We start from the raw sequence: 12,076 nt of genomic DNA on the forward strand, positions 1-12,076 counted from the left end.
ACGGGAGTCGTCCCGTACGGCCCACCGTCGTCTGTTCGCTTCACACCCGGGTCCACGCCTCCAGCGCGAGGCCCGGTTCCGCCTTCTGCCGGGCGAGGCGCAGGGTGCCGTCGAGGCCGATCGCCGCCATGACGACGCGGCCCCGCGCGTCCAGTGCCAACGCCGGGGCGCCCAGGCACGGTTCGCCGGTCGCGGCCCACCACAGGCCCGCTTCCTCGTCCTCGGTGGGGAACGCGGCGAGTTCGGGGCGGCCGGCGGCCGTGCGGTGCGCGAGGACCGTGCAGTCGTGGCCGTCTATGGTCGTGCGCAGGGCCGCGACGGGGCCGGTGCCCGGGGCCCCGCCGAGGGGGATCGCGGGACCGCCGAGGGCGGGGCGGTGGGCGAGGATGCCGCTGCCGAGCGCGTCGGCCGCGTAGTACGTGAGGCGGTCGGGGGCGGTCTCCAGGGCGGCACCGGAGCCGGGGACCGGGGCGAGCGGGATGTCGTCGGCGCGGGCGAGTTCGCCGCCCTGCTCCTCCTGTGCCCAGCGCAGGGTGGCCTTGGTGCCGGGCGCGAGGACTTCGACGCGGCCGGTGGACGTGGCGCGGGCGGCGATGCCGTCCAGGGCCTCGCGGACCTTGAAGTCCTTCCAGCCCTCCCACTTGCCGCCCTTGCCCTCACGGCGCATCCGTACGCTGTGCACGGCGTCCCGCACGAAGACGTGCACCGTGCCCGCGGCGTCCACGGCGGCGGCGGGCGCGCCGAGGCGCGGAGCGCGTTCGACAAGCTTGGTGTGCGGGTTGCCGAGCGAGCGCCAGTCCATGAGCGGGCGCCCCGTCTGGTACTGGATGGAGTGCACGAGGTCGACGACGGCCTCGCCCTTGTCGTCGCGCCGCTCCCTGCGGCCCACGAAGTGCACGTACCCGTCAGCGCCCTGGGCCAGGGTGAGGTACGTCAGGCCGGGCGCCTCGAAGAAGTCGGGGCCGTCCCACTCGGGGCCGCCGGGCCTCGCCTCGGTCCAGCGCAGCAGACCGCCCTCGGCGCGGGCGTACGCGGTGAGGCGGCCGTCCTTGCCGCGCAGCAGCCAGCGGGCGGTGTCCGGGGCACCGGTGCTGAGGTTCTCCATCCTCGACGGCATGACTCGGCGGCACCCTTCCACGTCCACATACGCACGGCGTTTTGCCGATTAGTTTACGTTTGCCGCATGAGAACTCTTGTCGTCGTCGACGCCGCCAACGTCGTGGGCTCCGTGCCCGACGGCTGGTGGCACGACCGCCGCGGCGCCGCCGAGCGGCTGCGGGACCGGCTCGTCCCGTACGCCGAGGAAGGCATCGCGGGGCATCCGGGCCCGCTGGAGGTCGTCCTCGTCGTCGAAGGGGCGGCGCGCGGCGTCGAGTCGGTACCCGGAGTACGCGTCGACAGCGCGCCCGGCAGCGGTGACGACCGCATCGTGGAGGTGGCCGCCGAGGCGGCGGGCCGACCCTGCGTGGTGATCACGGCCGACCGCGAACTGCGCCGCAGGGTCGAGGAGTCCGGGGCGCGGTGCGTGGGGCCGCGGACGGTGCGGCCGTAGCGCGCGGCAGCCCCGCGGGTCCGCCCCCGCCGCCAGGGGCGCGAGGAACTGCGCGCGCAACCCAGAACCGGCCCGCAGCCGCCAGACAGTCCGCACCCCTGGTCCGTGCGACTCGTCGCGGGCCGGGCGCGCAGTTCCCCGCGCCCCTAACGGAAGCTGCTGCCGTGGCGGCGACTTCGCGCCCCCCTCAGGGGCGCGGGGAACTGCGCGAGCAACCCGGAGTCGGCCCGCAGCCGCCACACAGCCGTCGCGGGCAGACGCGTCCGCGAGGCCCTGGTCGTTGGCCGACGCGCAGCGCCCCGCGCCTCACCGCGTCTCCCCGCCCACGCGCGCGTACACCACCGCCCCCTCCACCCACAGCACCGGCTCGTACCCCACCGCCAAGGCCCTCCGCAGGGACGGCACCCTGGAGGGGGCGTACGGCTTGCCGCGGGAGTCGTCGACCACCAGCGTCGGCGGGCGTTGGCGCCACTCCTCGCGGAACGTCGGCCAGGCGCCGTCGATCGCGTACTTCTCCCCCACCTGCGGGCCGTTGCGGCCGCCGCTGTAGTTGGTGAGCAGCCCGGCCGTGAGGTAGCGGCTCGTGGGGGTGCGGTCGGCGAGCCAGTAGCCTTCCGGGTGCATGCCCCAGAACAGCACCCGGGCGTCGGGCGCGGTGTGTGCCCTGACCGCCTCGGCCAGGCGTGTGGCGTGTGTCAGTTCGGGGCGCGGCGCGGTCAGGCCCCAGGCCAGGAACACCGCGCAGGCGCAGCCCGACGTGACGATCGCCCTGACCGTCCGTTCGCGCGGCAGGATCTGGAGTGCGGCCGTGCCCAACAGCGCGAGTGGCGGCATGAGTTGCAGGTAGTAGTGGCCGAAGAAGTGGAAGCCGAGCAGCACCGCGGCCACCGACGAGGCGAGCCACAGCCACAGCTCCCCCGCCCCGGTGCGGGCGACGCGCAGGACGCGTACGACCGGTGGGGCGAGGCCCGCGCAGGCCGCGGCGAGGATCGCGGCGTTCACCAACCCCCGCCCCAGTACGTGGAGTTCGGAGCCGGTGAAGGAGGCGTAGGCACCCGATCCCGTCACCGTCCAGAACAGGAAGCCGGAGGGCGAGGTCAGCAGGGCGGCGGCCAGGACGGGCCCGCACAGGCCGACCGCCAGGCGTGGGGCATCGCGCCGGGGCGCCCCGCCCCGCCACAGCAGCCAGAGCGCCGGCAGGAGCACCGCGCCGCCGGTCTGCTTGGCGAGGAAGGCGCTGGCGACGGCCGCGCCCGCGGCGCCCCACCGGCGGCGGTCCGCGCACCACATGGCGGCGGCCGTGCACGGCAGCATGAAGACCTCGAAGGTGGCCGCCTGGGCGTCCTCCGGGTTCAGGCCGATCGAGATCAGGAGGTACAGCACGCCCGCCGTGCGGCCGCCGGTGTCCCCCCAGCGGCGCCGGGCCAGGGAGGCGAGGAGCAGCGCCGTCAGGAGCTGCGCGGCGACGGCGAGGACCTTCAGCGGCAGGAGCGAGGAGTCGCCGAAGAGCGCGAAGGCCCCGGCGTAGAGCCAGGGGACGAGCGGCGGCTTGCGGTCGACCACCGTCTCGTAGAGCTCACCGCCGTCGGCCAATATCCGTGCCTGGACGGCGAGATAGCCCTCGTCGGGGTTCCACAGCGGCAGCCGGAAGGAGGGCAGGCGGGTCGCGCACGCCAGGGCCACGAGCAGGGGAAGCAGGCGCCTCCAGTAGCCGGTCCGCGGGGCGGGCGCGGACTCCTTGCGCGGCCCCGGCACCCGGAGGCCGCGTACGGAGCGTAGTGAGGTGGCGGGCGCGGCGAGCATACGGTGCACGCTATCCGGCCCCGCAGTTCCGATCGGATCGGGACATACGGGGCCGGGAAGAAATGCCTGCCGAACACCTGCCGAACGGCGGCGACTACCGTGCGTCGTCGGTGTAGAGCTGCTTCCCGCGCCGGCCCAACTGGCTGTGCGAACGCCCGTACGCGAAGTAGACGAGGAAGCCGAGCGCCATCCAGACGCCGAACCGCAGCCAGGTCTCGGCGGGCAGGTTCAGCATCAGCCATACCGAGGCCGCCACCGAAAGGATGGGCACCAGGGGCACCATCGGGGTGCGGAAGGCGCGGGGCAGGTCGGGGCGGGTGCGGCGCAGGATGATGACGCTCAGGGCGACGACGACGAAGGCGAAGAGCGTACCGATGTTCACCAGTTCGGCGAGTTCGTTGAGGCTGGTGAAGCCCGCGAGGATGGCGATGAGCACGCCGAGCAGGATGGTCGGCCGGTGCGGCGTCTTGTACTTCGGGTGGACGTGGGAGAAGAACCGGGGCAGCAGCCCGTCCCTGCTCATCGCGAAGAAGACGCGGGTCTGGCCGAGCAGCAGGATCATGCAGACGGTGGTGAGGCCCACGGCGGCGCCGAAGCTGATGATGCCCGCGTAGGCGGGGTGCCCGGTGGCCTTGAAGGCGTCGGCCAGTGGGGCGTCCACGGACAGTTCGCTGTAGTGCTGCATGCCGGTGACGACGATCGACACGGCGACGTACAGGACCGTGCAGATGAGGAGGGAGCCGAGGATGCCGCGCGGCATGTCGCGCTGCGGCAGCCGGGTCTCCTCGGCGGCGGTGGCCACGATGTCGAAGCCGATGAAGGCGAAGAAGACGACGGAGGCGGCCGTGAAGATGCCGAGGACGCCGAAGTTGGTGGGCGCGTACCCGAACATCAGCTGGATCAGCGGCGACTGGATGCTGTCGCCCGGCGGCACCTCCTGCGCCTTGGGGATGAACGGCTTGTAGTTGTCGGCCTTGATGAAGAAGGCGCCCGCGACGATGACGATCAGGACGACGGCCACCTTGATCGCCACGACGACCGTGGTGACGCGCGCGGAGAGCTTCATGCCGAGGACGAGGATGACGGTGAGGACGAGCACCAGCGCGAAGGCGAGGATGTCGAAGCCGAAGCCCTCGGCGGCGTCGGGCCCGGTGAGCGTCTCCGGCAGATGCCAGCCCGCGTTGTCCATCAGCGAGCGGACGTAGCCCGACCAGCCGACGGCGACCACGGCGGTGCCGAGCGCGAATTCGAGCACCAGGTCCCAGCCGATGATCCAGGCGGGCAGCTCGCCCAGCGAGGCGTAGGAGAAGGTGTACGCCGATCCGGCCACCGGCACGGTCGAGGCGAACTCCGCGTAACAGAGGGCCGCGAGCGCGCAGACGACGCCCGCGGCGACGAAGGCGAGCGCGGTGGCGGGCCCCGCGGTCTCCTTGGCCACCTTGCCGGTCAGGACGAAGATGCCGGTGCCGATGATGACACCGACGCCGAAGACCGTGAGGTCGAGGGCGGAGAGCGACTTCTTGAGCGCGTGCTCCGGCTCCTCGGTGTCCTGGATGGACTGCTCGACGCTCTTTGTTCGGAACAGGGTGTTTGTCACGGGCGAACCTCCACGCTTGCCTCCACGCTTGTCGTCCCCGACATGATCGAGAGGCCGGGTACCCCGCACCGCCCGGCACGGCCCTATTCACGCGAATGGGCCGGTCCCACCACCCGTACAGGGTGCCGGAACCGGCCCATCGGCCGTGTCGGGACGACGTCAGTCGCGGGCGGGCTCCACGGACTCCACGGCCGCGGCCGTGTCGCGCTCGAACCTGCCGTCCAGCTTGGCGACCAGACCCGTGACCTGGCGAGCGATGTCCGGGGCGGTCAGGCCGATCTCGGCCATGATCTCCTTGCGGGAGGCGTGGTCGAGGAAGCGCGGCGGGATGCCGAAGTCGCGCAGCGGCACGTCGACGCCCGCGTCGCGCAGGGCCTGGGCGATCGCCGAACCGACGCCGCCCGCGCGGGAGTTGTCCTCGACGGTGACGACGACGCGGTGCTTCTCGGCGAGCGGCGCCATGGCCTCGTCGACCGGCTTGACCCAGCGCGGGTCGACGACGGTCGTGGTGATGCCCTGCCTGTCGAGCAGGCCCGCGATCTCCAGGCACATGGGCGCGAGCGCGCCGACGGAGACCAGCAGCACGTCGGGCCGCTCGCTGCCCGCCTCGCGCAGCACGTCCATGCCGCCGACCGTGCCGACGGCGTTGACGGCCGGGCCGACCGCGCCCTTGGAGTAGCGCACGACGGTCGGCGCGTCGTCGACCTCGACGGCCTCGCGCAGCTGGAGGCGGACCTGGTCGGCGTCGCGCGGGGCGGCGATTCGCACGGTCGGCACGCACTGGAGGATCGACATGTCCCACATGCCGTTGTGAGAGGCGCCGTCGGTGCCGGTGACGCCGGCCCGGTCCAGGACGAAGGTGACGCCGCACTTGTGCAGGGCCACGTCCATCAGGAGCTGGTCGAAGGCGCGGTTGAGGAAGGTGGCGTAGACCGCGAAGACGGGGTGCAGGCCGCCGGTGGCGAGGCCCGCCGCGGAGACGGCCGCGTGCTGCTCGGCGATGCCGACGTCGTATACCCGATCGGGGAACGCCTTGGCGAATTTGGCCAGGCCGACGGGCTGGAGCATGGCCGCCGTGATGGCGACGATGTCCTCGCGCTCGTGGCCGAGCTTGACCATCTCCTCGCCGAAGACGGACGTCCAGTCCATGCCGCCCGCGGCGATCGGCAGGCCGGTGTCGGGGTGGATCGGGCCGATGCCGTGGAAGTGGTCGGCCTCGTCCTCCTCGGCGGGCTTGTAGCCGCGGCCCTTCTCGGTGAGGCAGTGCACGATGACCGGGCCGCCGAAGCGCTTGGCGCGCTGGAGCGCGGACTCCAGGGCCTCGATGTCGTGGCCGTCGATCGGGCCGACGTACTTCAGGCCGAGGTCCTCGAACATGCCCTGCGGGGCGATGAAGTCCTTGAGGCCCTTCTTGGCGCCGTGCAGCGTCTCGTAGAGCGGCCTGCCGACGACCGGCGTGCGCTCCAGGATGTCCTTGCCGCGGGCCAGGAAACGCTCGTAGCCGTCGGTCGTGCGCAGCGTCGCCAGGTGGTTGGCCAGGCCGCCGATCGTGGGGGCGTAGGAACGCTCGTTGTCGTTGACGACGATCACCAGCGGGCGGTCCTTGGCGGCCGCGATGTTGTTCAGCGCCTCCCAGGCCATACCGCCGGTGAGCGCGCCGTCACCGATGACGGCGACGACGTGGTCGTCCTTCTTCAGGACCTCGTTGGCCTTGGCGAGGCCGTCGGCCCAGCCGAGGACCGTGGAGGCGTGGCTGTTCTCGATCACGTCGTGGTCGGACTCGGCCCGCGAGGGGTAGCCGGAGATGCCGCCCTTGGCACGCAGCTTCTCGAAGTCCTGGCGGCCGGTGAGCAGCTTGTGCACATAGCTCTGGTGGCCCGTGTCGAAGAGGACCTTGTCCTTGGGGGACTCGAAGACGCGGTGCAGGGCGATCGTCAGCTCGACGACGCCGAGGTTGGGGCCGAGGTGGCCGCCGGTCTTGGAGACTGCGTCGACGAGGAAGCCGCGGATCTCTCCGGCCAGCTCGTCCAGCTCCTCGGGGCTGAGCCGGTCCAGATCGCGCGGTCCCGTGATGCGGGTCAGCAGCGGCACCCGTGCCTCCTTGCAGTAGAGCTGAGATGTGCTGTTCGAGCGTTGCCGGGTCTGTCGAGTCTAATGTTCCGCCGCCGGGGGCTGCGCCCGGGAGGCGGGTATACCGGACACAGGGAACCCCGCGCCCCTCATCAGGGACGCGGGGAGAGCCCCGGTAGGGGCGCGGCGAGAGCCCCGATAGGGGCGCGGGGAACTGCGCGACCAGCCACGACGCACCCGCAGCCGAAACCGGCCCGACCAGCGGAGCGCCTACGCGCGCCCCGCCGACTTCTGCGTACGCCGCGAAACGGAGTCGATGACCACCGCGGCCAGCAGCACCGCCCCCGTGATCATGTACTGGATCTCACTCGCCATGCCGAGCAGGTTCAGCCCTTGCTGGATGGACTGGATCACCAGCATGCCGAGGAGCGCGGACCACACCTTGCCGCGCCCGCCGAAGAGACTCGTACCGCCGATGACCGCTGCCGCGATCACCATCATCAGCGTGTTGCCGCCGCCCAGGCTCTTCGTCGCGCCACCGGAGAGGCTCGCGATGAACAGTCCGCCGAAGGCCGCCAGCATGCCGGAGATCGCGAAGACGGTGATCCGGACCCGGTCGACGTTGATGCCGGCGCGCCGCGCCGCCTCCGCGTTGCCGCCGACCGCGAAGACCTGCCGGCCGAAGGTGGTGCGCCGCGCCACGAAGTCCGCGATCACCAGGACGGCCAGGAAGAGCACCAGGGCCAGCGGCAGGCCGCGGGCGCCGGCGGGCTCGTTCAGGACGTACGCCGCGCCGCCCGCGAGGACGGCGACGACGACCGTGCGCAGCACGATCTCGCTGACCGGGCGCGAGGGCAGCCCGGCCGACTTGCGGCGCTTGCTGTCGAGCAGCAGGGAGGCGGCGTACGCGATGATCGCGACGGCGGCGAGACCGTAGGCCGCGGCCTTGTCCGCGAAGAAGTGGCCGGTGAGGTCCTCGACGACACTGCCCTCGGGCGTGTTGATGCTGCCCTCGCCGCCCATTAGCCAGATCTGGAGGCCGCTCCAGCCGAGGAAGCCCGCGAGGGTGACCACGAAGGCGGGCACACCGATCTTGGCGAAAAACGCTCCGTGCACGGCGCCGATGACGAGGCCGGTGAGGACGGCGAGGAGGACCGCGAGCCAGTCGTTCAGGCCGTGGGTGACGCTCAGCACGGCCCAGACGGCCGCGCCCATGCCGGCCACCGAGCCGACCGAGAGGTCGATCTCGCCGAGCAGCAGGACGAAGACAATGCCGACGGCCATGATGCCGAGGCCGGAAGTGAAGACCGCGATGTTCGCGAGGCTGCTCGCGTCCAGGAAGTGGTCGTTCTTCAGCTGGAAGACGACCGCGATGACGATCAGGCCGATGACGACGGGCAGCGAGCCCAGCTCGCCGCCGCGCATCTTGCGCTTGAACTCGGTCCAGTAGCCGGCCAGGCCCTCCTCGCGGACGAGGAGGCGCGGGTCGACGGCGGGCACCGGGGCGGCCGGGGCCGGGGTGTCGGAGTCCGTGCTCGTCGGGGTCTTGGCGAGGTCGCTCACTTCGCTCCCTCCTTCGGTGCCGTGGCCGTGCGCGCCTTGCGGCGGGTCACGGCGTTGTCCGTGGCGCCGGTGATCGCGGCGATGATCTCTTCGTTGGTGGTGTCGGCGACGGAGAACGTGCCGTTGTTGCGGCCGAGCCGCAGTACCGCCACCCGGTCCGCGACGGCCTTCACGTCGGCCATGTTGTGGCTGATGAGGATCACGCCGTGGCCGCGCTCGCGCAGCCGCTCCACCAGGTCGAGGACCTGCGCGGTCTGCTCGACGCCGAGGGCGGCGGTGGGCTCGTCGAGGATGACGACCTTGGGGTCGCCGACCAGCGCGCGGGCGATGGCGACGACCTGGCGCTGACCACCGGAGAGCGCCGCGACGGGGATGCGGACGCTGGGGATGCGGATGGAGAGGGTGTCCAGGAGTTCCCTGGCCCGCTTCTCCATCTTGATCTCGTCGAGGACGGAGGCGCTCTTCAGCTCGCTGCCGAGGAAGAGGTTGGCGACGACGTCGAGGTTGTCGCAGAGCGCGAGGTCCTGGTAGACGGTGGCCACGCCGAGGTTCTGGGCGTCGTGCGGCCGGCCGATGCGGGCCGGGCGGCCCTCCCACTCGATGGTGCCGTCGTCGATCGGGTGGACGCCCGAGATCGTCTTGACGAGGGTGGACTTGCCGGCGCCGTTGTCGCCTACGAGGGCGACCACCTCACCGGTGTGGATTTCGAGGTCTACGTCCGTGAGCGCCTGGACGGCGCCGAACCGCTTGGAGACCCCGCGCAACGCCAGCACGGGCGTAGCGGACACGTGAATCATCTCCTTCGCCGCCTGACCGGCGGGGATGGGTGGTGCAGCGAGAGCAGAGCAGCGGCCCGTGGAGCGCTCTCACGAACGCCCCACGGAACCCGTTTCTTACGAACTGCCTTACTGGGAGCGGGGGTTACTTGATGCCCGCGGTGTCGCACGCCTTCTTGTACTGGGCGGTGCAGATCTCGCTGACCTTGTAGACCTTGTCCTTGATGATCGTGTCGGCGACCTCGTTCCTGGTGATCGCCTGGGCGTCGAACAGCTTGGCCGGGATGCCCTTGAAGTCGCCGCTGAGCGAGTCGACCTTGCGGTCGGTGAGGGTGTCGACGGCCTTGCCCTTGAGGAGCGCCACAGCGATCTCGGCGGTGGTCTCGGCCTCCGGCTTGATCTCCTTGTAGATCGTGTAGTCCTGGTCGCCGCTCAGCAGGCGCTGCACACCCGCGAGCTCGGCGTCCTGGCCGCCGACCGGGACCTTGATGCCACGCTGCTTGAGGGCGGTGATCACGCCACCCGCCATGCCGTCGTTGGCGGCGTAGACGCCCTGGATGCCGTCCTTGCCGAGCTTGTCGATCGCGGAGGACATCTTCTTGTTCGCCTCGTCGGGCGACCAGTCCGGGATGTCCTGCTCGTACGCGATCTTCTTGACCTTCTTGTCGAGCACCGAGTGGGCGCCCTTCTTGAAGAAGGGGGCGTTCGGGTCGGTCGGCGAGCCGTTGATCATGACGACGTTGGCGTCCTTGGCCTCGGCGCCGAGCGCCTTGACCATGGCCCCGCCCTGGAGGCGGCCGATCTTCTCGTTGTCGTAGGACACGTAGGCGGCGAGCGGGCCCTCGGCGAGGCGGTCGTACGCCACGACCTTCACGCCCTGCTTGTCGGCCTGCTTGACCCACGACTTGGTCGACTTGTAGTCGACCGCGTCCAGGATGATCACCTTGACGCCCTGGGTGACGAGGGCGTCGAACTGCTTCTTCTGGTTCTCGATGTCCTGAGCGGCGTTGTTGTACTTGACCTTGCAGTCCGAGCAGAGTTCCTTGATCTTCGCCTCCATGATGGGGCGGTCGAAGGTCTCGTACCGGGTGGTCTTGTTCTCGGGGAGCAGCAGACCGATGGTCTTGTCGTCGCCGCCGCTGCCCTTGTCTTCGCCGTCGCCGGCCTTGCCGCACGCGGTCATGGCCAGTGCCATCGAAACCGCGGCCGCGCCTATGACGACGCGACGCGTCATTGCGTTCATGGTGGGGTGCCTCCCTGACGAGGCCGCGTCGTTGCGGCCGAGGTGGCTCGAAGTCAACTCGGCCGCCACACCAGCGTCAAGGAGTAAATCCTTAACGAGATGACAACGGTGCCATGCGTTATCTAAGTGAAGACAGGCGTCCCGGCGGGCAGCGTTCCGTCCAAAAGGGTTGAATCGCCCATCTCGCTGAGCGCGAGGGCGAGGGCGCCCAGCACCTCGGCCCGTCCGCCCAGCGCCCCGGGAAGCACGGTCAGTTGGCGCGCCGCGCTCGGGATGGCGTACCGCCCGACGGACTCCCGGATGGGGCCGAGGACCAGCTCACCGGCCTCCGCGAGGTCCCCGCCGAGCACCACACGGGAGGGATTGAGCAGGTTGCAGAGGTTCGCGACGCCGCTCCCGATGTGCCGCCCGACGTCGGCGATCACCCGTCGGCACCCCGGGTCGCCGTCCCGCGCGAGACCCACCACGCGCTCCATGGTCAGGTCGGTGCCGTGGCTGGACTGGAGCAACGGCAGGACATAACGGGCGGCGGTGAAGGTCTCCAGGCAGCCGCGGTTGCCGCAGCGGCAGACCGGGCCCGACTCGTCGAGTGTGATGTGCCCGATCTCGCCCGCGGTGCCGCCGGGCCCGCGGTAGATCCGCCCGCTGATCACGAGCCCGGCGCCGACACCGCTCGCCACCTTGATGTACGCGAGGTCCTTGACCCCGCGGCCGCTCCCCCACACCAGCTCGCCGAGGGCGCCGAGGTTGGCGTCGTTGTCCACGTGCACCGGCACGCCGAGCCGGGCGCCCAGCTCCTCGGCGGGTTTCGTCCCGGTCCAGCCCGGCAGGATCGACGTCGAGCCGAGCGTCCCGGACTCCACGTCGATGGGCCCCGGCACGCCGAGCCCGACGCCCGCGATCTTCGTACGGTCGACACCCGTGGCCGCGAGCAACCGGCTGACCAGCTGTTCCGCCCGGTCGAAGCCCTGCGCGGCGGAGGCGTCCACGTCCAGCGGCTCGGCCTCCTCGGCGAGCACCTGGTGGGCGAGGTTGCCGACGGCCACGCGCAGGTGCGTGTGGCCGAAGTCGACGCCGATGACGATGCCCGCGTCCCCGCTGAGGGAGACGCTGCGGGCCCGTCGGCCGCCCGCCGAGGTGGGCGTGACCTCGACGGTCCCGCCGTCCTTCAGCTCCCGCACGATGTTGGAGACCGTCGCCGCCGACAGGCCCGTCGTCCGCGCGATCTCCGCCTGCGTGAGCGACCCGGCGAGGCGTACGGCGCGTACGACCCGCTCCAGATTGGCCCGGTGCAGAGAGGACTGCGACCCCGGAGTCTCCATTGACTCATCCACCTTTTGCCGTATGACGTACGGCACCGTGGCCGCCCGTACAAGTTGTGAACTCCAAGCTCCGATGAAGGGGTTGGCGCAGTCAAGTCCTTGACGGAAAAACAGTGGATCGAGCGCCGCAAGGGCAGGGGCCCGGGAGGA

The 12,076-nt window shown here is 71.1% G+C and carries 9 protein-coding genes; 1 reads left to right on the top strand and 8 read right to left on the bottom strand.

From position 1 onward, the window contains the following. Positions 1-40: 40 nt before the first annotated feature. On the bottom strand, positions 41-1,117 hold the full coding sequence (locus tag ACOBQB_RS07260; protein ID WP_423589703.1) for a hypothetical protein: 1,077 nt from the start codon (positions 1,115-1,117) through the stop codon (positions 41-43). A gap of 66 nt (positions 1,118-1,183) precedes the next feature. On the opposite strand from ACOBQB_RS07260, the gene ACOBQB_RS07265 reads away from it, so the two are divergent. Beyond that, complete coding sequence (locus ACOBQB_RS07265) at positions 1,184-1,552, top strand: NTP pyrophosphohydrolase (RefSeq protein WP_423589705.1); 369 nt, start codon at positions 1,184-1,186, stop codon at positions 1,550-1,552. Positions 1,553-1,858: 306 nt separating this feature from the next. Here the strand turns inward: ACOBQB_RS07265 and ACOBQB_RS07270 are convergent, their stop codons facing one another. The 7 genes from ACOBQB_RS07270 to ACOBQB_RS07300 all read right to left on the bottom strand — a co-directional run bounded on the left by ACOBQB_RS07270 (position 1,859) and on the right by ACOBQB_RS07300 (position 11,926). Beyond that, positions 1,859-3,355: an ArnT family glycosyltransferase gene (locus ACOBQB_RS07270; protein ID WP_423589707.1), complete on the bottom strand. Its 1,497-nt coding sequence runs from the start codon at positions 3,353-3,355 to the stop codon at positions 1,859-1,861. Positions 3,356-3,449: 94 nt separating this feature from the next. After that, positions 3,450-4,952: an amino acid permease gene (locus ACOBQB_RS07275; protein ID WP_423589709.1), complete on the bottom strand. Its 1,503-nt coding sequence runs from the start codon at positions 4,950-4,952 to the stop codon at positions 3,450-3,452. Positions 4,953-5,111: 159 nt separating this feature from the next. Then, positions 5,112-7,043: a 1-deoxy-D-xylulose-5-phosphate synthase gene (dxs, locus tag ACOBQB_RS07280; protein ID WP_423589711.1), complete on the bottom strand. Its 1,932-nt coding sequence runs from the start codon at positions 7,041-7,043 to the stop codon at positions 5,112-5,114. 249 nt (positions 7,044-7,292) lie between these two features. Continuing rightward, entirely contained in the window at positions 7,293-8,585 is a 1,293-nt protein-coding gene (locus ACOBQB_RS07285; RefSeq protein WP_423589712.1) for a sugar ABC transporter permease, read from the bottom strand. Beyond that, complete coding sequence (locus ACOBQB_RS07290) at positions 8,582-9,382, bottom strand: ATP-binding cassette domain-containing protein (RefSeq protein WP_423589714.1); 801 nt, start codon at positions 9,380-9,382, stop codon at positions 8,582-8,584. Before ACOBQB_RS07290 ends, ACOBQB_RS07285 begins: the two co-directional genes overlap by 4 nt. Positions 9,383-9,506: 124 nt before the next feature. Next, positions 9,507-10,604: a substrate-binding domain-containing protein gene (locus ACOBQB_RS07295; RefSeq protein ID WP_423589716.1), complete on the bottom strand. Its 1,098-nt coding sequence runs from the start codon at positions 10,602-10,604 to the stop codon at positions 9,507-9,509. A 122-nt stretch (positions 10,605-10,726) separates the two neighbouring features. After that, complete coding sequence (locus ACOBQB_RS07300) at positions 10,727-11,926, bottom strand: ROK family transcriptional regulator (RefSeq protein ID WP_423589718.1); 1,200 nt, start codon at positions 11,924-11,926, stop codon at positions 10,727-10,729. Between the last annotated feature and the right edge of the window lie 150 nt (positions 11,927-12,076).

Origin of the sequence: Streptomyces sp. G5(2025), from assembly GCF_049542075.1 — a bacterium.
Taxonomy (GTDB): Bacteria; Actinomycetota; Actinomycetes; order Streptomycetales; family Streptomycetaceae; genus Streptomyces.

Coding starts and splice junctions, on each gene's coding strand:
- ACOBQB_RS07260 (WP_423589703.1), bottom strand. CDS start 1,117: ATGCCGTCGAGGATGGAGAACCTCAGCACCGGTGCCCCGGACACCGCC.
- ACOBQB_RS07265 (WP_423589705.1), top strand. CDS start 1,184: ATGAGAACTCTTGTCGTCGTCGACGCCGCCAACGTCGTGGGCTCCGTG.
- ACOBQB_RS07270 (WP_423589707.1), bottom strand. CDS start 3,355: ATGCTCGCCGCGCCCGCCACCTCACTACGCTCCGTACGCGGCCTCCGG.
- ACOBQB_RS07290 (WP_423589714.1), bottom strand. CDS start 9,382: ATGATTCACGTGTCCGCTACGCCCGTGCTGGCGTTGCGCGGGGTCTCC.
- ACOBQB_RS07295 (WP_423589716.1), bottom strand. CDS start 10,604: ATGAACGCAATGACGCGTCGCGTCGTCATAGGCGCGGCCGCGGTTTCG.
- ACOBQB_RS07300 (WP_423589718.1), bottom strand. CDS start 11,926: ATGGAGACTCCGGGGTCGCAGTCCTCTCTGCACCGGGCCAATCTGGAG.